At 37.0% G+C, this 21,190-nt stretch carries 20 protein-coding genes; 7 read left to right on the forward strand and 13 right to left on the reverse strand.

The genetic code is table 11. The features are described from left to right. Positions 1–148: 148 nt before the first annotated feature. The 6 genes from IPI65_05845 to IPI65_05870 all read right to left on the reverse strand — a co-directional run bounded on the left by IPI65_05845 (position 149) and on the right by IPI65_05870 (position 7,893). Complete coding sequence (locus tag IPI65_05845) at positions 149–1,009, reverse strand: alpha/beta fold hydrolase (protein MBK7441048.1); 861 nt, start codon at positions 1,007–1,009, stop codon at positions 149–151. After that, on the reverse strand, positions 1,006–1,524 hold the full coding sequence (locus tag IPI65_05850; GenBank protein ID MBK7441049.1) for a TetR/AcrR family transcriptional regulator: 519 nt from the start codon (positions 1,522–1,524) through the stop codon (positions 1,006–1,008). Before IPI65_05850 ends, IPI65_05845 begins: the two co-directional genes overlap by 4 nt. Before the next feature lie 111 nt (positions 1,525–1,635). Next, positions 1,636–2,679, reverse strand: a complete 1,044-nt coding sequence (locus tag IPI65_05855; protein MBK7441050.1) for a formimidoylglutamase — start codon at positions 2,677–2,679, stop codon at positions 1,636–1,638. Between the two features lie 105 nt (positions 2,680–2,784). After that, the gene (lpdA, locus tag IPI65_05860; protein MBK7441051.1) at positions 2,785–4,173 is read right to left on the reverse strand and encodes a dihydrolipoyl dehydrogenase; all 1,389 of its coding nucleotides are present in this window, start codon (positions 4,171–4,173) and stop codon (positions 2,785–2,787) included. Positions 4,174–5,035: 862 nt separating this feature from the next. Beyond that, positions 5,036–6,505, reverse strand: coding sequence for a glycerol kinase GlpK (gene glpK / locus IPI65_05865; GenBank protein ID MBK7441052.1), 1,470 nt, complete (start codon positions 6,503–6,505; stop codon positions 5,036–5,038). 314 nt (positions 6,506–6,819) lie between these two features. Then, positions 6,820–7,893 carry an endonuclease/exonuclease/phosphatase family protein gene (locus IPI65_05870; protein ID MBK7441053.1) on the reverse strand — a complete coding sequence of 358 codons (1,074 nt, stop codon included), beginning with the start codon at positions 7,891–7,893 and terminating at the stop codon, positions 6,820–6,822. Between the two features lie 67 nt (positions 7,894–7,960). Between IPI65_05870 and IPI65_05875 the strand changes: the two genes are divergently transcribed. Then, a complete protein-coding gene (locus tag IPI65_05875; GenBank protein ID MBK7441054.1) occupies positions 7,961–8,794 on the forward strand; it encodes an alpha/beta hydrolase in 834 nt (277 codons plus the stop codon). A gap of 1 nt (position 8,795) precedes the next feature. Then, positions 8,796–9,254 carry a hypothetical protein gene (locus IPI65_05880; GenBank protein MBK7441055.1) on the forward strand — a complete coding sequence of 153 codons (459 nt, stop codon included), beginning with the start codon at positions 8,796–8,798 and terminating at the stop codon, positions 9,252–9,254. Here the strand turns inward: IPI65_05880 and IPI65_05885 are convergent. The 6 genes from IPI65_05885 to IPI65_05910 form a co-directional block, all read right to left on the reverse strand. Beyond that, positions 9,251–10,240: a T9SS type A sorting domain-containing protein gene (locus tag IPI65_05885; GenBank protein MBK7441056.1), complete on the reverse strand. Its 990-nt coding sequence runs from the start codon at positions 10,238–10,240 to the stop codon at positions 9,251–9,253. The two genes, IPI65_05880 and IPI65_05885, sit on opposite strands and share 4 nt — an antisense overlap. 226 nt (positions 10,241–10,466) lie before the next feature. Further along, positions 10,467–10,703 (reverse strand): hypothetical protein, encoded by a 237-nt coding sequence (locus tag IPI65_05890; GenBank protein MBK7441057.1) that lies wholly within the window; start codon positions 10,701–10,703, stop codon positions 10,467–10,469. Positions 10,704–11,018: 315 nt separating this feature from the next. Further along, positions 11,019–12,074, reverse strand: a complete 1,056-nt coding sequence (locus IPI65_05895; protein ID MBK7441058.1) for a VOC family protein — start codon at positions 12,072–12,074, stop codon at positions 11,019–11,021. A gap of 30 nt (positions 12,075–12,104) precedes the next feature. Then, positions 12,105–12,902 (reverse strand): SDR family oxidoreductase, encoded by a 798-nt coding sequence (locus IPI65_05900; protein MBK7441059.1) that lies wholly within the window; start codon positions 12,900–12,902, stop codon positions 12,105–12,107. A gap of 13 nt (positions 12,903–12,915) precedes the next feature. Then, complete coding sequence (locus tag IPI65_05905; protein MBK7441060.1) at positions 12,916–13,620, reverse strand: TIGR04283 family arsenosugar biosynthesis glycosyltransferase; 705 nt, start codon at positions 13,618–13,620, stop codon at positions 12,916–12,918. Next, positions 13,617–14,135, reverse strand: coding sequence for a GNAT family N-acetyltransferase (locus IPI65_05910; protein MBK7441061.1), 519 nt, complete (start codon positions 14,133–14,135; stop codon positions 13,617–13,619). Before IPI65_05910 ends, IPI65_05905 begins: the two co-directional genes overlap by 4 nt. 206 nt (positions 14,136–14,341) lie before the next feature. Between IPI65_05910 and IPI65_05915 the strand changes: the two genes are divergently transcribed. The 3 genes from IPI65_05915 (at position 14,342) to IPI65_05925 (ending at position 19,250) form a co-directional block, all read left to right on the forward strand. Beyond that, a complete protein-coding gene (locus IPI65_05915) occupies positions 14,342–14,722 on the forward strand; it encodes a hypothetical protein (protein MBK7441062.1) in 381 nt (126 codons plus the stop codon). A gap of 89 nt (positions 14,723–14,811) precedes the next feature. Beyond that, positions 14,812–17,403, forward strand: coding sequence for a PIG-L family deacetylase (locus IPI65_05920; protein ID MBK7441063.1), 2,592 nt, complete (start codon positions 14,812–14,814; stop codon positions 17,401–17,403). A gap of 116 nt (positions 17,404–17,519) precedes the next feature. Next, positions 17,520–19,250 (forward strand): sodium:solute symporter, encoded by a 1,731-nt coding sequence (locus tag IPI65_05925; GenBank protein MBK7441064.1) that lies wholly within the window; start codon positions 17,520–17,522, stop codon positions 19,248–19,250. 50 nt (positions 19,251–19,300) lie between these two features. Here the strand turns inward: IPI65_05925 and IPI65_05930 are convergent, their stop codons facing one another. Continuing rightward, a complete protein-coding gene (locus IPI65_05930) occupies positions 19,301–19,708 on the reverse strand; it encodes a DUF1761 domain-containing protein (protein MBK7441065.1) in 408 nt (135 codons plus the stop codon). Between the two features lie 158 nt (positions 19,709–19,866). On the opposite strand from IPI65_05930, the gene IPI65_05935 reads away from it, so the two are divergent. Together IPI65_05935 and IPI65_05940 are read left to right on the forward strand one after the other, a co-directional pair. After that, positions 19,867–20,661 (forward strand): thymidylate synthase, encoded by a 795-nt coding sequence (locus IPI65_05935; GenBank protein MBK7441066.1) that lies wholly within the window; start codon positions 19,867–19,869, stop codon positions 20,659–20,661. Positions 20,662–20,685: 24 nt separating this feature from the next. Next, positions 20,686–21,183 (forward strand): dihydrofolate reductase, encoded by a 498-nt coding sequence (locus IPI65_05940; GenBank protein ID MBK7441067.1) that lies wholly within the window; start codon positions 20,686–20,688, stop codon positions 21,181–21,183. Positions 21,184–21,190 lie beyond the last annotated feature (7 nt).

Here is a 21,190-nt window from a genome sequence, read left to right on the forward strand (position 1 = left end):
TTAGGGGTTTTTCGACTGCATTATTGTCATAGTCTCTAAGACCTTCCAGGTTTAAACCTTCCAGGTCTAAACCTGGAAGGTGTCCAACTTGAAACTGTAATTTTTACCCTCAACTTTAATTCCTTTCAATATTTCACCACGTCGTTCCTCACCCCAAAAACGCCTCTATCACCGGACCTGCAACTACACTTTTTTCCTCCAACACAAAGTGACCGGCGTCCTCGTATTTCACAACTTCAGCAGTCGGAAATTGTTCTTGCATCCATAACAAATGTTTTTCAGTTATAAATGCATCTTTCATCCCCCAAATAATTAATACCGGTTTATTTTTTAACACGGGTAACATTTTACCGATTGATTCATAATAATCCTGATCGCGTAATAATGATTTTGCGAAGGAAACTGTTCCATTACGTTCACCTGCATTGCCAAATGGTTTTAAATATTGCTGATGTACTTCAGGCGTTAATCGCGAACGTTCACCAAACGCTGCAGGTAAAATATATTTCGCAGAAAAATTAAAATAGCGATATAAAAATGGCATCAGCGGACTACCCAAAATGCCTTTCATTTTTTTATACTCCGGTTCATCCTGAATCGAACGGCACCAAGTATTTAATATAATTAATTTACTGATTTTATCCGGAATTTGTTCTGCAGCAGCTAACCCAATAATTCCACCAAAATCGTGCACCAGCATTGTAAACTGATTTAATTGCAAATGGTTAATCAGTTTTAATAAAGTTGCCGTGTGATTTTGAATACTATAATCATACCCCGAAGGTTTATCGGATAAGCCAAAACCGATATGGTCTAAAGCAATACAGCGATATTTTTTGGATAAATATTTAATTACATTCCTGAATTCAAAACTCCACGAAGGTGTGCCGTGCACAAACAGTAGCACTTCGCCTTGACCTTCATCAATATAATGTAATTGCGCTCCATCTACGGTGATATAATTGTGTGCAAATGGATATTCCTTCGTATTTAACCAGTTGGTATTCATATTTTATATTTTTGAAAAAGTACTTTTTTAATTGAAGCTAACGGGAAATATTTTGGTGCCATTAAATGATTTACTACCAATCCGTCAATCAGCGTAAAAAATAATTTTGCTTCATCTGCCGGATGGGCATATCCTAATGCTTTAAAATTTTGCGTCAGCGTGCTGTTAATATAATCTCTGGCCTTTGCATAATCCTTATCTAAAAATTGCTGTACACCATCCTGCATTTTAATAGCGTGAAACAAGCGCCAGAAATCTTTGTTTGCTGCTACCAAAGCAAAAGTTGATTCTACATGCAATGCCAACGCTTTTTTGGGTGGCAGTTTTTCGCGGTAGGCCGACATACTCGCCTGCACATCCGCAAAGCCGGTTTCCAAAATGGCTAACAGTAAATCTTCTTTTGAAGTAAAATAGTTATACATCAACCCTTGTGCAACGTCGGCTTCCCGCGCTATGGTTGCAATTGATGTGCTGCCGTAACCCTTTTCCGCAAACAAGCGGAGGGCCGTTTCCATGATGTGGTCTTTCTGATTTGTTTTCATTATGAATGAACGTTCATTCACAAAGGTAGATGCACTTTTTTAATTCACCAAATTTATTTTTTTAGGGAGATTGTAATGTGTTATTTATAAAGGACGTTTCGCAACTGCTTTTACAAAATCGGTAATAATATAAGCAACGAGTTTTCCGGTTTTATTGTCCATTTGTTTATGGGCCAAAACCGGCGCACCTTCGGCAATGTGGAGGTAGCAGGCGTCTAATGAAGTGCCGCAGTGGTAAACGTATTTGCGGACATCAACAGGTAACATACCACTTGGTGTGCGTGCACTTACCGGAACGTTTTGGATGGAGTCTAAATCTATTTCAACACCACAAGGTGCATTTTTGCAGAAATGAATACAATTATTTAAAGCCAACTCAAAGCTGATTTGTTCGCGGACAAAAATATCATCGTAAGTTTCATAATGTAAATCCGCTGAATGTTGTTCAAACAACGCGAGTGCGGTGTGAATATTATAGGATTCATGTAATCCGAACACCGCATATTTTGTTAAATATTTTTCATGATAAGCATATAAAAATCCATTGCCGCTGTGACGCCCCAACATCGGACGCATATCGCTATGCGGGTCGCAATTTATTACGTGAATGCCATGCAGTTTTTTTCCAAGATTAATACCTTTAATTATCGGATAAGCATTGTTATGTCCGCCCCCAACTACAATTGGAATTTTACCCGCTGCACTTATTTTTTCAATTACGGCACAAACACGTGCATCAACCTTGCCAACTAACCATCTTGCTTTTTCAATATCCGTATCTGATTTATAGTTTAATCCGTTGGCCATTTCCATTAAATCATCCATATCTACATGACCTAAAATCAGTAATTCCTTGCCGTTGCAAAACTGATTGCTTTGCATGTTTAATAAAAAATCGAGACTCGGTTTCCAGGCGGCATAAGCACCACCGCGACCGTGATTTGCGCGAACACCAATGTCTTCAGGAATGCCCAGCACGACAAATTTTGCCTGATCATATTTTAATTGTTGCTCCCAGTTTTCGGTGTCCTGAATGGTATGAACCGTTTCACCAATTTTGGTTTCACCGTGACGATGTTTTGTTCTGGAAATAATTTCTTCCTTTGAATAAAAATGTATGTGGACCATTTGACAAATTTAAAACTTAACAGCAGATCAATTAATAAATCAACAACATAAAAAAAGCCCTGTCTAAAAACAAGGCTTTTAAATTTTTATCTATTTAATTAAAAATTATAAATGAATTACTTCACCATACGCAGCAGCCGCAGCTTCCATAATTGCTTCACTCATTGTAGGGTGTGGATGAATTGCTTTAATAATTTCATGTCCCGTTGTTTCTAATTTACGAGCTACAACTACTTCAGCAATCATTTCAGTAACATTTGCACCAATCATGTGGGCACCTAAAAACTCACCGTATTTAGCATCAAAAATTAATTTTATAAAACCTTCAGGATTGCCACCGGCTTTTGCTTTTCCGCTTGCCGTAAATGGAAATTTTCCGATTTTTAATTCATATCCAGCAGCTTTTGCAGCAGCTTCTGTCATGCCCACACTGGCAATTTCAGGAGAGCAATAAGTACATCCCGGAATATTATTATAATCAATGCCTTCGGGTTTATGACCTGCAATTGCTTCAACGCAGGTAATACCTTCTGCGCTGGCAACGTGTGCTAATGCAGGGCCGGGAGTAACATCTCCAATAGCATAATATCCGTCAACATTTGTTTTGTAATATTTGTCGACAGTTATTTTACCTTTTTCAGTTTTTATACCAACAGTTTCCAGTCCGATATTTTCGATATTGGCAACAACGCCGGCAGCACTTAATACAATATCACATTCAATTATTTCTTCGCCTTTTGCCGATTTCACTTTTACTTTACAACCTTCGCCTGCAGTATCAACACCTTCAACTGATGATGAAGTCATAATGGTAATACCTTGTTTTTTGAAATTGCGCGCTAATTCTTTAGAAATTTCTTCATCTTCAACAGGCACAATACGATCCATAAATTCAACAATGGTAACCTGAGTGCCGATTGAATTATAGAAATAGGCAAACTCAACACCAATTGCACCTGCACCTACTACAACTAATTTTTTTGGTTGCACCGCAAGGTTCATTGCTTCGCGATAGCCGATAATTTTTTTACCATCCTGTTTCATGGTTGGTAAATCTTTACTGCGTGCACCTGTTGCAATAATAATATGGTTGGCAGCAACAATTTTTTTACCACCGGCATTATCGGTAACCTCAATTGTTTTTCCCGGTTTTACAATTCCGCTACCTTCAATAATATCGATTTTATTTTTTTTCATGAGGAACTGAACACCTTTGCTCATTCCGCCGGCAACGTCGCGACTGCGTTTTACCATTCCGGCAAAATCTGCTGTGGCGCCATTAATTTGGATACCGTAATCAGCCGCATGTTTCATATATTCAAAAACCTGAGCACTTTTTAATAATGCTTTGGTAGGAATACAACCCCAGTTCAAACAAATTCCACCTAATTCAGCGCGTTCAACAATGGCAGTTTTTAAGCCCAATTGCGAAGCTCTAATAGCCGCAACATATCCTCCGGGTCCGCTTCCTAATATAATTACATCGTAGTTCATAATTCCTCAGTTTAAGTTTTGCAGGCGCAAAGATACGGCAAACCGTGGAATGTATAGAAAAGGGAACGCAGAGCCCTACGGGCCGCAGATTTGGCTGATTTTTGCTAATAAAGGGAGAAAATTGATTTATGGGATTAAAAAATGGATAAAATAGGTTCAATTTCATCGCACAAAAATTAGCACTCATTTGCGGAATCCCCACACATATCTATTTAAAAAATCCGTCTATATCCGTTCAACCCGTCTCGATAGCAATCGGGATCCGCGTTCCCTTTCAAATACAACCCACAAAAAATCAGCGTCCCGCTAGCGGGAATCTTCCAAACACATCCTATAAAAAATCAGCTTCAATCAGCAAAAATCAGCGACCCGCCTGCCGGGTTCCGCGTTCCTTTTCACCCTCGTCCAAAAAATCCCATTAATCGAAATTTTACCACAAAGAACCAAAGGCCGCAAAGTAACGCTAAGGAAAAATGTTTAGATTATGTGTTATAAGATCCCACAGCGCACCAAATCCCATCCACCCAAATAAGTAATCAGCTCCCCGCTAGCGGGAATCTTCCAAACACATCCAATAAAAAATCAGTTTAAATCCGCCCAAATCAGCGACCCGCTTGCCGGGTTCAGCGTTCCAAAAAAATCCGTCCCATATCCGTTCAACCCGTTCAATCCGTGTTCCATTTCAAAAACATCCCACAAAAAATCAGCTTCCGCTTGCGGCATCCTCAAACACATCATCCCAAAAAAATCAGTTTAAATCCGCCCAAATCAGCGACCCGCTTGCCGGGTTCAGCGTTCCAAAAAAAATCCGTCCCCTATCCGTTCAACCCGTTCAATCCGTGTTCCCTTTAAAATCCGTCCATTATCCCTTTGCTCTATCCACCGCCGTATGCCATTTAAAATACAACTCATCCGCTTCCATCAATTTCATTTTGGGTTTAAATTTGGTCGATGTAAGTGGCTGTGTAGACAAATCTTCCATCGTAAACAACCCCGCACCAATACCCGCTAAACTCGCAGCACCTAATGCAGTAGATTCTAAATATTCTGGCCTTACAACCTGTGTCTGTAAAACATCACTTTGAAATTGCATCAGCCAGTTATTAGCAGTTGCTCCGCCATCAACTTGTAATGTTTTTAAAATAATGCCGGCATCTTTATTCATTGCCTGCAACACATCGCGTGTTTGATATGCAATCGATTCCAATGCTGCGCGAATAATATGCGCTCTGCCGGTGCCGCGTGTTAATCCGGAAATAGTTCCTTTTGCATACATATCCCAATGTGGCGCACCAAGTCCGGTAAATGCAGGGACAAAATACACATCACCATTATCATGTAATGAAGCAGCAATATATTCCGATTCGTCGCTGCTGGAAATTATTTGCAGACTATCTCTCAGCCATTGCACAACAGCACCACCAATAAATACACTTCCTTCTAATGCATAACTGATTTTACCATTTATGCCCCAGGCAATAGTGCTTAATAATTTTTGTTGAGATATCACCAATTGTGCACCTGTTTGCATTAACATAAAACAGCCTGTTCCATATGTATTTTTTGCACTTCCCGGTTCAAAACATCGCTGTCCGAATAAGGCAGCCTGCTGATCGCCGGCAACACCTAAAATCGGAATTTCTTTCCCACCAATATTTGCAAAACCATATTGGTCGATGGAATTTTTTACTTCAGGTAAAATGTTGGCAGGTATATTTAATGTTTGTAATAAATGTGTATCCCACTGAATACTTTTAATATTAAATAACATGGTTCTGGATGCATTACTAACATCAGTTGCATGTACATTACCATTTGTTAATTTCCATATCAGCCAGCAATCAATAGTGCCGCATAATAATTTATTTTCTGCAGCTAATTGTCTTGCTTGCGGAACAGTATCTAAAATCCATTTTATTTTTGTTCCCGAAAAATAGGCATCAATCACCAGTCCGGTATTATCGCGAATATAATTTTCTAATTGATTAGCCTTTAAATCCTCACAAATATCCGCCGTTCTTCTATCTTGCCAGACAATGGCGTTATAAACAGGTTTACCCGTAGTTTTATCCCACACCACCACTGTTTCGCGCTGATTGGTAATGCCAATACCGGCGATATCATCTAACGAAACATGTGCAATTGCTAATACTTCACGAAGTGTTTCCAACTGTGTTTCCCAAATTACCTCAGCATCATGTTCCACCCAGCCCGGCTTAGGAAAAATTTGTTCAAATTCTTTCTGTGCACGCCCAACCTCAACTAAATTTTCATCAAACAAAATAGTCCGCGAACTGGTAGTGCCCTGATCAATTGCAATGAGATATTTCATAAGCTTTGGTTGATTAGCTAATTAGCCGATTAGCAAATTAGCTAATGGATTTTTAGTAAAAATGTAATTTAGAGTTCTATTTTAATTAGCAAATTAGCTGATTAGCAAATTAGCTAATGGATTTATCGTAAAAATGTAATTTAGAGTTCTATTCACAATTTGCTTATTGATTTATCGTAATAATTTAATTTTTCCTTTTACTCAAAATCATCACTTATTTGCCTGTGGCAAATAAGAAATCGAAGCACAGAATTCGAATCATTCACAGAACCCCCATTAGCTAATCAGCTAATTTGCTAATCAGCTAATTACCATCACATTAACTGAATCGACATCTTCACAGGTTGATGATCCGAGTATTCAAACTTAGTATCAATGGTATTTATTTTCAGTAATTTAATATTAGGTGAAATCAAAAAGAAATCAATAATTGTTCTGAAGGTATTTTCATCTAAAGGTGTTTCAAGATGTCGGTTGGTTGGAACATCGGGATCGTAGGCCCATATCCAGTTTTCGGGTGTGTAATCAAAGCTCATGGATGGCGGCATAAAGCCGTCGTATCCCGATTTGGGAATAAATTTATCTTTTTGGAAATTGGGTGGACATTGATTCCAATCGCCACCGGCAATTACGTAATTTCCTTTTTTGTATTCTGCTTCCACATATTCTTTTAATGCCTTCATTTCACCATCTTTAATTTCACCCGTTTCGTCGTATGCGGAATTATGTGTGTTTATTACAATTAATTCTTTGCCATTTGCTAAAGGATAACGTTGTGTAAGAAAACATCTGTCGAGAAAAAATATTCTGGTTGGCCATGGAAATTTTCCGGGGTATTGTATGCGTGTAGATTCAGTTGGTTTATATCTTGAAAATGTGGCAACGCCACCAAATACTTTTCCCATTGGATTGGTATATGGAACAGGTACAAATTTTACATTATAATTTAATGCAAAACTGGAAGCATATCCCTGTAAAATATGATTGATTTCGCGCACCTGATCAATTTCATAACTTCTTTTTGATTCGCGGTCGATTTCCTGAATCAGATAAAAATCGACATCAGCATTTTCGCTAATTATTTTTTGTACACCCTGAAAATCTTTATCCCAAATTTCGCGTGGTGCACGAACTGATTTCCCGCCATCATAAAAAAAGTCCATTTCCTTACCTAAACCGCTGTAGCCGATGTTCCAGCACATGAGTGTAATTACCGAATCAATTTGTTTTGAATCAGCAGCCTTTCCTTTAATATCGGCCACCTCTTGTGCGCCGGGATCGCGTTTATAATCGGTTACTGTTCCGTAAATAATTACACCTGCAAGGTAAAGCACTACAACCAGCACCAGCCAGCCGACGATTTTGAGAATGGGTTTCAGTTTTTTCATACTGTTATTTGCTGTGAAGATAATACCTGTAAATAAATTTATATATTTATCACATAATTTAATATGCATGCAACATACCACTTACCTAAAACATAACAAAAAGGGACAGGAAATTTTTGAACAAAGCTGGACAGGGGAGAAGGAACCGATAGCCGTAATTTGTCATATTCACGGCCAGAGCGACCATAGTTCGAGGTTTGAACATGTTGCACAGTTTTTTGTAGCCCATCAGGTTGACTTTTATGCGGCAGATTTAATAGGTCATGGCAAATCGGGTGGTGCAAGGGGGCACGTGAATAAGTTTGAAGAATATCTTGAAACGGTTGATATGTTGTATGCTGACGTAACAGCCCGTTATCCCGGAAAACCTATATTTATATATGGACATAGTATGGGTGGAAATGTGGTGATTAATCACGCATTACAAAATAAACAAGCGGTAGCAGGTTATATTGCAACTTCACCGTGGATTCGGTTGGCATTTGAACCGCCTGCATGGAAGGTGGCGTTGGGTAAAACGGTAAAATCAATTTTTCCCGCGTTATTGCAACCAACAGGTTTAAATCCGGATTTAATTTCGCACGATAAAGTTGTGGTAGAAAAATACAAAAACGATAAACTGGTGCATGGAAAAATTTCTGCTGCCGGTTTTTTTGAAATATTAACGCATGGTAAATCCATTTTAACCCACGCCGGTGAATTACATTATCCCTTATTTATTGCGCATGGCACAGAAGACCGCTTAACCGATCATCATGCAAGCGGTGAGTTTGCAGCAATGCGGCCTGATTTAATTACTTATAAAGCATTTACGGGATTGTATCACGAAATGCATAATGAAGCAGAAAAAGAAGATTTATTTAATGCCATTTTACATTTTATTCACCAAAAAATTCAATAATATGACAACGCAGGTTAACGGATACTTAAAAACATTACAAATTCTTTTTATCGGGTTATTTACCGGACCTATTTTATTTTTAGGTGTATGTTTATTTATTCAATCAGGAAATCAACCGGTTGAACAAACGGGACAAAGTCCGCTGTTTTTTATCGCAATTGGCTTTGCAGTTATCGGAATTATGGGTTCTCGTGCCCTGTATAGTTCGAGAATAGCCAAAATACAAGAGATGGATAATGTAAAACAAAAATTAGAAAATTTTAGAACAGCATTTATTATTCGTCTGGCATTAATTGAAGGACCAACATTATTATGTATCGTTGGTTTACTGGTAGAAGAACAACAAATATTTTTATATGTTGCTATCGTGCTTATTTTGGCTCAGGCATTGAATTACCCGACAAAAAGCAAAGTAGCAAATGATATACAGATAAGTGAAGCAGAACTGATGTCCAATTAATTTTTTACGATTGTTCCCGACTGAATACTTTTATCATCAGCATATATTGTATAAAAATAAACACCTGCAGGAAATGATTTTACATTTATTTCCTTATTGGAATTGAAATTTTGCAATTTAAAAACCTCAGCACCTGTGGCATTGGTTATGGTAAGTGTGTAAAACACATTTTCAGTACCGGAATAATTTATATGCAGTATGTCTGTTGTTGGGTTTGGAAAAACAGAAAATATTTCTTTATGCTCAAGGGTGATTACATTTACGCCCAATGTATCACATTCACTGCCCGGAATAGCGCCGAGGCTATAGTTAACCATATTGGGTAAACCAGTTATAGCTCTTCTGCCACCCAACCATATTGTTGATGTATCAATATTGCATGCGTCTCCTAGCAAATTTGGTTCATTAATTACACAAAGATTCATGTTCTTGTAGGTATATATGTTATTTGGTATTAGATTATATCCGATAATAAAATATATTCTTCCATCAGGGCCTAATTCATGTTGCCCTATAAAATACCCACCATAGGGGTTTTCAAATAATAACACTTTTGTTTCTTCAATACTGTCATTACAATTTAGACAATATTGATAAAGAACATTTTTATCTGATAAATATATTTTGTTACCATCAGGGCTGAATGAAAAACCATAAGTGGTGAAAGATGGGGTATCAAAATTATCAATATAAGCAAATTCAGTTAAATCACCTGTGCATCTGTCAAAATCAAATAGTTCTACGAAATTATATCCTGTTAATGCTATTTTGCTGCCATCAGGTGAAAAAATCATTTCACCAATACTCGTATAAAAATCAATTAAATTTCCAACATTTTGAATAAAGGGACCTGAAATTCCATCTGGTGTGATTAAAAATTTATAAAATTTATTTGTTAACCCTGGATTAAAACTAGGAATGCTTTCGTGCACCACCAGCCACCAATCTCTTCCATTTGCATGTTTTACTGCATGCATTTTTTCCATAAGAGTATCATTTAATATGGGCGGATTTTGCATTTCGACATCCCCTAACCCACCATCTGCATTCATATTTACAAGACTATAGCTTATATGTTATTTTCGCTTTTGTAAAATATAAAATAAATTTGAATTGTTACCGGTATTGGAATAATTAATCACACCTTGTGTTATACTAGATGCATAAACTCCATATTGATCAACATTTAAGCAACATCCATTTGGCATTAAATTATGCAATTTGTTCCATACGTATCTTGCCATCTGTATGAAATAACAAATTTCCAACGCCATCAGAAATAGATGCGCTTGATTCATATATTATATTAGTCGGTATTTGCACACAGTTAATCCCAGTGTCGGTAAATGTCATTAAAAGTGAATCACCAAATACCCAATTGTTAGTTTCTTTTTGAGCATACAAATTTATGGTGAAGCATGTTACATAAATAAGTAGTGCATATTTCATAAGTTTAACTTGGGAGCCAATTTTTCAGTTACCGTTAATAAAATTACTAATTAATTTTGACTATTTAAACTCAAATGGAGTAAAGTTAATTGCATCACAAGATTCGCGGATGTTCAGAACTTACATCCCCCCAAATAAAATGCATATTACATATAGACTGGAGCAAAATCAATCAATCAATCCCGCTCTTCCATTAAGTATCGGGCTTACTTCAATCTTGCTGCAATCTTGTTTCAATTTTGCTTCAATCTTGTTCAATCTCGCTCAATCTTGTTCAATCTTGTTTCAATTTTGCTTCAATCTTTTTCAATCCCCTTACTTCACCCTATTCAATCCCATGGCCTTCACCATCCAATTAGGTAAAGCCTCATTCGGGTCGCGTTTTTTGAGATTTAAATACCAGCCGAATTTTTTTAAGATGGGCACTTTATGTGTTTCAACAAATTCAATAAGTGCGCCATCTGGATCTTCTATATAACTAAAATGACCCGCAGCTTCGCCCATATCAAAGTGGTTGCCACTGTCTACAGTAAACGGATAACCCTTTGATGCGCATAATGCCTTCATTTTATCCATTCCCTGAATATCAAAACAAAGATGAATAAATCCTAAATCGCCCCAATAACGATTGGCAAATATTTTATTTGGTAAACGGTCATAAACTTTTACTAATTCTATTTCACCATTGCCTAATAATTTACTAAAAGGTCCGCGACGCGATTCAGATTGTGCTAATAACACACGGCGCGATTTAATATTACCACCGGTTAAAACAGCAGTATCACTAAATACATCTTCTTTATCATAAATTACTTTATCAAAACCTAATATATCGGCATAAAATGCTTTTGACTTTTCAATATCGCTAACACCAATTATGGCACCATAACTTCCACCGGTTGTAAAATTTGTTTTGCCAAACCAATCGTTAGCTTTTACGATTTCAAAAATATTTCCATGTAAATCGCGCAAATAAAAATGGTCATCACCATTTGGATTTTTACTTATACCACCTAAAATATTTACCTGTTGGTTTTTTAAAAATGCATAAGTTGCTTGTATGTCGCGACTTTTCATCTTGCAACCATAAATACCTAAATCGCCATATTGTATATCAAATGCTGCAGCAACAGGTGTACGTGACGTGTATTGCCATATTTCAAATCCACCCCCGCCATTCATATTTACAGCTAATACAGCATGGCGTTTGTGCGGTTTGCCACCGGTATAAGGCAACATTAAATTTGCTTCTGCTGCTTCTTCAAAAATTTTAACATCCATGCCAAATTTTTCCCGGTACCATTTCCATGTTTTATGAACATCCGGATTTCCAATTCCTACCTGTTGAATGCCACTGATAATTGGTTTCATTGCTGACTATTGTAATTTAATTTTTAATAATTATTTTGTTGCTACTTTAGTTATTAATTTGTAATAAAGGGAGGGTATAAATCTTCTAAAGTATGCCATTAATATTTCTTTTCTTCCGATTAATACTTCTTTTTTATTTTTTCGGATGGCAGTAATTATTTTTTTTGCACAAACTTCAACCGACATACCATTTGCTTGACCCTTATCCATAAGCCCTTGTTCCCGTCCATCGCCTGTTACTGCATGAATAGATATATTGGTATGAATATAACCCGGCATAATAATATTAATATTCACCGGTGAACTACGCATTTTTAATTCAGCGCGCAGTGAATCAAAATAACCGATAATGGCATGTTTACTTGCACAATAAGTGGAACGGTTTGGCACACCTATTTTTCCGGTTATACTGCTCATGAGAATGATATTTCCAAATCCGTTTTTTTCCATTTGCGGCAAAACAGCTTTTGTTAAAGTGATGGCACTGAAATAATTGGTTTGCATAATGCGCTGCTCCACGTCGGCTGTAGTTTCCAAAACTGATGAGCGCTGACTGATGCCACCGTTATTGATGAGCATATCAATACGACCAAAAAGTGCAATTGCTTTTTCGGCGATGGCTGGTAATGCAGTATTATCCAATAAATCGACCTGTAAAATGGCAACATCGGTTGTGTATTGCAAACATTCCTGTTGCACCCGTTCCAGTTCAGGAATACGTCGTGCCGATAAAATGAGCTTGGCTTTTTGTTTAGCGAGTTGTTTTGATAACTCCTCCCCAATGCCTGAAGAGGCGCCGGTTATCCAAATAACTTTTCCTGAAAACATGCCGCAAAGATACCTAACTGTCTTTAGGATGTTTAATGAGGCTGTGGTAAGTTGATTTTATGCGCTGCGGAGAGGCTGTTCCAGTTACAAATAACAACATCGCAACAGTATTGGCAAAATTTACTTTCACCCATGTATTTTCATCATATTTTCTTGCAGAAACCAATGAATATTCCGGTATTACAACAAATTGATGTTTTTTTTGAATGCGTCGCACCAGGTCGTAGTCTTCCATAATGGTGAACTTTTCGTTAAAACCGTTGAGGGACTGAAAAACAGTTTTTTTAATAAACAGGGTTTGGTCGCCACCACGGCAAATGAGGCCGCCAAATTTGTTAAAGTAGGCATTTACACGCAACAAAAAACGGTCGGAGTCGAAACGGTACCTGAAACAACCGGCTTCAGCTCCGGCTTTGATTTGGGCCATTATAGATTTGAAACAAGATGATGGCGGGAGGCAATCGGCATGCACAAAAAATAAAATTTCGCCACTTGCTTTTTGTGCAGCATAGTTCATTTGTCCGGCTCGTCCTTTTACCGGGCATAAAATAGTGTGCACCCCAAGCCTGGAGGCCATTTCAAGGGTTTTATCGGTACTGCCACCATCAGATACAATAATCTCTACCTCAAGCCCCGCACTAATGTATTGCAGATGCCTGATAAGCCGGTGAATAAACCGCTCTTCGTTATAAGTTGGAATTATAACACTAAAGGTCATATATCTAAGTGTTTTACCATGATATAGTCGTCCTGAATATCTGCCCCTAAAATAAAAGTTGTGTTGCCGACGATGTTGTAACCTAATTTTTTATAGATTTCAACCGAAAGCGGATTTTTTTGCCAAACACTTAACCACATTGCTTTACAGCCTGTAGTCGCTGCCAAATTTTCGGCGGTTTGCATTAATTTTTTACCCACTTTTAACCCTTTAAAGGCATTGGATACATAAAACCGGGCAATTTCCATCGCTTTTATTTCGGGAATATACGTATTTCCACCGGCCATCAGTTTTATATAACCAATCATTTGTGCATTTGTTTCAGCTACATAAAAAGTAGTGTTTTTTTCTTGTAATTCCGCTTCTAAGTTGCTGATAGTGAAGTATTTATCTAAATAATTCGACATATCTTCTTTTGTATTAAAGGCATGATAGGTATCAAAAAAAGTTGAAGCCCCCAGTGTAGCCAGCGTCTGAGCATCCTGTAATATCGCTTTTCTGATTAAAATCTCCATTTTCACAACAAATTCGCCCTCAATTTTACCACTTCATCCGTTCATTTTTGGCATTGGTCGAAAAAAGATGTTAAAATTTGTCACCTCACTGTAACTTTAGGCATAGTTCATGCGTCAAAGCGTTAATAATGGTTAATGATATACCATATTAACATAAAGTATTTTAATTTCACAGTGCGTTAAAGCACTTTTGTAAAACCCGAATTATGAAAAAGCTGATAACCTTATTACTTGTTATTTTCACCGGACTATCGGTAGCTAAAGCATGCGATGAACCGGATAACGAAGATTTAGTAAAAAAAGCGGCAGCCATAATTGATGAAACGGCGCATCAGCAATACGCCAAATCGGAAGGTGAAAAGAAAATTTCAACCGCATCTGTATTACCTAAGCCGGATGAAAAAAATGTGGTAATAACCTTTACCATCGATGAGCAAAATAAAATTCACGTTGTTGAAGTGCAGGGTGGTTATGCATTTATAAACCATTATATCAAAACATCGCTTGAGGGTAAAGAAATAAAAACTGAAAATGCGATTCCCGGCATTAACTACATGATGTCTGTAAAATTGCCTACTTCAGTATAAACAACCTTCAAAATAATTTAAAACCTTCGTTTCGGCGAGGGTTTTTTTATGCCCCGTACTTTCAGGGCACTCGAAAGTTTTACCTACATTTGTTACTGCAAAAAAAAGAAATCGATTTTAACGATGCCGGGGAACAAACCATAGCAACAGCTTGTTTCACTTATTTAACAAATTTAATCAATACCATATATCACATCTACATGCGTAATTTATTTTTTAGTGTTTTATGCTTATTAATTTGCACATCAAATGCTCAGCAGGTTCAATGGAATGCATCACGTATTTTATTGGAAATAGAAAAATTAAATACCACAGCCAGTGTATTGTATATTGCTGCTCATCCCGATGATGAAAATACCAGACTGATTACCTACCTCGCAAACGAAAAACGTGTGCGCACCGGATATTTGTCATTAACTCGTGGCGACGGTGGGCAAAATTTAGTGGGAGAAGAACAAGGTGCATATCTTGGTGTTATCAGAACCCAGGAATTATTAGCTGCCCGCAGATTAGATGGGGGAGAACAATTTTTTACCCGTGCAGTTGATTTTGGTTACAGCAAAACCGCAAGTGAAACATTTACAAAATGGCCCAAAGACAGTATTTTATCAGATATGGTTTGGGTAATCAGAAATTTTAAACCGGATATTATTATTACCAGATTTCCTGCCGATGAACGTGCAGGTCATGGTCACCATACTGCAAGTGCAATGCTTGCAGAAGAAGCTTTTGAAGCAGCTGCCGACCCGACTCGTTTTCCTGAGCAGTTAGCTTATGTTTCTGTTTGGAAAACACAACGTTTATATTGGAATAATTCAACTTGGTGGGATAAAGATTTACCAACAAAAATTGCAAACGGTAGTCCCGAACTTGCTGTGTTCGATGTTGGCGGATATAATGTTTTACTCGGAAAAAGTTACGGCGAAATTGCTGCTGAAAGTCGCACCAACCATAAAAGCCAGGGTTTTGGTAGCGCACCAACAAGAGGTGAACAAAAAGAATATCTTGAATTAAAAAAAGGGAATGCTTTTACCAATAACGATATTTTTTCCGGCATTCAAACCGGATGGGAACGTTACCGCCAGGGCGCTGATTTGCAATTTATGATTTCAGATATAATCAATCATTATGATGTAAGTTATCCTGAAAAATCAATTGATGCATTATTAAAAGTTTATGCTTATTTAAAAACTATTCCTGAAGATCAGTTAATTGTTTATAAAAAAGAACAGGTGAAAAAAATTATTGTTGCCTGTTTGGGATTATGGATAGAACCTGTTGCCGATAAAGATATTGTTGCTAATGGTGATGCATTAAAAATTGTTAGCACAGCTTTAAAACGCAATAATTATCCAATTTCACTGGAGTCAATTTCTGTTTTGGGAAATGATTATAAAAGTGGCGAAATTTTACCTGCAGGTATAAATCAAATGGATACTTTTAATATTATTGTGCCGGAAGGAATTTCATCCTCACCTTATTGGCTGAATGGTGATTATGAAGGTATATTTAATGTGACAGACAGGAAATTAATTGGTAAAGCTGAAAATGATCCGGTAATATTATTTACTTACCATATTAAAATTGGAGATGAAACTTTTGCCTTTAACAGAGGTGTGGTTTACAAAGAAACGGATGCTGTAAAGGGTGAAATATATAAACCACTTGCTGTAGTTCCACGCGCAGTAGTTAGTGCATCTTCGTATAATGTGTTATTTACCGATAACAATCCGGAACAATTACAACTCAGCATTAAATCGTTTGCTGCCGATACATTAAATGGTCGTGTGCGTTTGTTCGGAAATAAAATAAATACTACAGCACAATCATTTACCATATTAAAAAATGGCTCAACAGCAGCTGTAAATTTTGATATAACTGCTCCTGCTGAACCGGGTGTAAAAACCACAACGGTTCAAATGTTGTCAGATAATGCCAATGCAGTATTAGGCGAACCGGCGAAAAAAATTACCATTATTGAATACGATCATATTCCGCGTCAGGTAATTGTTGAAGATGTAAAAGTAAAAGTGGCAAAATTTGATGCTGCTCCATGCACAAAAAAAATTGTTTACATTGATGGTGCTGGCGATTTGGTAGATGAAAGTTTATCTCAAATCGGATTACATATCACAACTATTAAACCTGAAGCCATGACGGCGGAATTATTGAGTCAGTTTGATGTTGTAATTATTGGTGTGCGCGCATATAATACTTCAAAAGCAATTGCAGATAATCAGCAGATGTTAATGAATTATGTAAATGCGGGAGGATTGGTTATTGCTCAATATTCTACCAATTGGGATATGTATACCGACCAGATTGGCCCATATCCTTTTAAAATTACCCGCAACCGCGTAACTGATGAAAATTCTCCGGTTGAATTTGTTTTACCTGAACATCGTTTATTAAATTTTCCGAATAAAATTACCCCTGCCGATTTTACAGGTTGGGTGCAAGAGCGTGGTATTTATTTTGTAGGTGAACCGGATGCTGCTTATCAGGCACCATTATCATTTACAGACCCGAATGAAAAAGCACAAACCGGCGGATTAATTGTTGCAGATTATGGTAAAGGGGCATTTATTTATACCGGCCTTGCATTTTTCAGAGAATTACCTGCAGGTGTTCCGGGTGCATATCGTTTGATGTTAAATATGATTGAATATAAACAGCAATAATATATAACCATGCAACAAACAAATGGAAAAAGCTACTGGCGTAATTGGTATGTGCTTGTTGTAATTGTTTTGATTGCAGAAATAATTATTTTCACTTTATTAACTGAACATTACTAATGAGTTGGATCGACTGGTTGGTAATGTTTGGTTCGTTAATTTTAATTGCCGCTTATGGCATTTATAAAACGCGTACCGTTCACACTGCTTCAAGTTATTTAAAAGGTGATGATGAAAAAAAGTGGTGGGAGATAGGGTTAAGCGTAATGGCTACACAGGCCAGTGCGATAACTTTTTTATCGGTACCCGGACAAGCTTACGACAGCGGATTAGGATTTATTCAATTTTATTTTGGATTGCCGCTGGCCATGATTGTAATATCGGTGTTTTTTATTCCGATGTATTACAAGCTGAAAGTATATACCGCCTATGAATTTCTGGAACAACGTTTTGATTTAAAAACACGCACCTTTACCGCAGTTTTATTTTTAGTGCAACGTGCATTTTCTACCGGTATTACCATTTATGCGCCTTCTATAATTTTATCGCAGTTATTAGGCTGGGATTTAAATGCAACGGTAATATTTATAGGTGGTATTGTTACGTTGTATATTTTATCAGGTGGCACAAAAGCTGTTGCCGTTACACATAAGCAACAAATGTTTGTTATTTATGCCGGAATGTTTACTGCATTCGGTTGCCTGGTTTATTATTTAAGTGAATATATTTCATTTAATGAATCGTTACACGTTGCAGGTGCATTAGGGAAAATGAATATCATAACATCAGGTAGCGAAAATGGCAGTTTTAATTGGAGCGACCGTTACAATTTAATTTCAGGATTAATTGGCGGATTATTTTTACAACTCAGTTATTTTGGAACCGACCAAAGTCAGGTAGGACGTTACTTGGGCGGAGAATCGGTGAAAGAAAGCCGTTTAGGATTAATGTTTAACGGTTTAGTGAAAGTGCCCGTTCAGTTTTTTATTTTATTGACAGGTTTACTGGTATTTGTTTTTTATCAGTTTAATCAGCCTCCTGTTTATTTTAATCAGGTAGCTTATGAAAAAACGCAACAATCGAAGTATGCAGCCGAATTAAAATCGCTTGAAATACAGTATAATATTGCAACAACGCAACAAATATCCTTAAACAGACAACTTGCGGAGCAGAAAATTACGGGTGATGAAGCGCAAATAGATTTATTAAAAAAATCGCATACGGAAACAGACAAATTGCGTAAGGAAATTAATGCTGTTGTGGTAAAGGCAAATCCCGGTATAGATGATGACCATGATTATATTTTTATGCATTTTGTGATGCAATATTTACCTGTTGGATTAATCGGGTTGTTATTCGCCGTAATTTTTTCAGCCAGTATGAGTTCAACATCTTCTGCGTTAAATGGACTGGCAACAACATTTTCGGTAGATATTTACAAACGAATGATTAATAAAAATGCAAGTGAAAAACAACATTTGCAGGCTAGTAAATTATTAACTGTAATGTTTGGTGCATTGGCAATTGGGTTTGCACTTATTTGTTCTATGTTTGATAACCTGATAGAAGCTGTAAATATTTTAGGCAGTTTGTTTTACGGAACAATTCTGGGCATATTTTTAACAGCATTTTTATTGAAGCGGGTTAAGGGCAACGCTGTATTTATTGCAGCAATTATTTCTGAGATGGTGATTTTATATCTGGATTTCAGTATTCGTTACGATTGGAATACACCAAAATTGGAAATTGGTTATTTATGGTATAATGTGATTGGATGTTTATTGGTAATGATTATCGCATTTTTTATCAGTTTATTTAATCCGCGTATCACTGAACCCCTTGATGCATAAAAAAAACAGGATGTTGAGCACCCTGTTTTCAATTTCGAATAATTATTTTTTTAACTGATTACCGCATAAATAACAGCAGCTACAATACTGGCGATGGTTGTATATCCGGCATCATAAAAAATAAGCATACCGTTGCGCATGGTATACAAATAATGAATGTAGGTAGTTAATCCGGAAAATATGAAGCCTACAATTAATCCGAATTGTGCGGCATCACTTACGCTCAAATTCGGGCCCATTAAAGCGCCCATAAAAAGCACAATAATAATTTCCACCAAAAGGGTTAGGCCATAAACGGCTTTGTTGAATTTGGTTTTAATTTCTTCGGAGGTTAAACCGGCGGCAGCCATCCAGCCTTTGCCGAGTATGCCATACCAGGCGGCTCCGATTACATAATAGGCGGCACCCCCTGCGAGGGCAGCTAGCCAGTTGACATTGTCGAATAAAGAACTTATCATAAGTAATTGGTTTTATATAAAATTAGGGTTTTGCAGCCTGAATTTCAAGCATTTGGCACTTTTTAACGTTGTGGAAAGCCTGTTAATGATTTTATTTCCTGAAGCAGGAGGGTGGTTTAGATGAACTTTTCACCCGCTATTTTGATTAATTTTACGCCATGCAACAGTATCTCGATTTACTCAGCAAAATATTAGAAGAAGGTAACCAAAAGTCAGACCGCACCGGAACCGGAACCATTAGTTTGTTCGGTTATCAAATGCGCTTCGACCTGCAAAAAGGATTTCCTTTATTAACTACTAAAAAATTGCATACCAGAAGTATCATTCATGAATTATTATGGTTTTTAAAGGGAGATACCAATATTGCCTATCTAAAAGAAAATGAAGTGCGCATTTGGGATGAATGGGCTGATGAAAATGGAAATTTAGGTCCGGTTTACGGACATCAATGGAGAAGCTGGCCAGCAGCAGACGGAAGAACAATTGACCAGATTACGAATTTAATTAATCAAATTAAACGCAATCCCGATTCAAGAAGATTAATTGTAAGTGCATGGAATGTTGGTGATATCGAAAAAATGGCATTGCCACCATGTCATTGTTTATTTCAGTTTTATGTTGCAGATGGAAAATTGAGTTGTCAGTTATATCAGCGCAGTGCCGATACATTTTTAGGTGTGCCATTTAATATTGCCAGTTATGCCTTACTCACATTAATGGTAGCTCAGGTTTGTGATTTGGAACCCGGTGAATTTATTCATTCGTTTGGTGATGTGCATTTATACAACGACCATATTGAACAGGCTAAACTGCAAATAACACGCGAACCACGGCCACTTCCGCAAATGAAAATAAATCCTGCTGTTAAAGACATTTTCGGATTTACCATCAACGATTTCGAATTGGTTAATTACGACCCGCATCCGCATATCAAAGCAAAAGTGAGTGTTTAATTTCATGTATTAAAATTAATTAACATGCCCGTTTTTTCAATAATTGTTGCTGTAGATTTAAATAATGTTATCGGATTAAACGGTGATATGCCCTGGTTAAAATTGCGCTCCGATTTAAAATATTTTAAAGAAAAAACATCCGGTCACTGGTGTATTCTTGGCAGAAAAACATATAATGCACTTGGTAATAAAGTGTTACCCGGCCGAAAATTTATTATTGTTACCAGAGATAAAGAATTTATGGCACCCGATAGTTTAATTGTGCATTCTTTAAAGGAAGCAATGAGTTTACCTGAATTGAATGATGAGGATGAAGTATTTGTATTAGGCGGTGGCGATATTTATAAACAATCTATGCAATTTGTAACCCGAATTTATCTCACCCGCATCCATGCTGAATTTGAAGGTGATACCTATTTTCCGGAATTAGATGAAGAATGGGCAATGGATTCAGAAGACAAGCGAAAAAAAGATGATGTGAATCCCTATGATCATGATTTTCTGATTTATGAAAAAAATTAGATAATTT

The organism is Bacteroidota bacterium (assembly GCA_016706255.1).
GTDB lineage: Bacteria > Bacteroidota > Bacteroidia > Chitinophagales > BACL12 > UBA7236.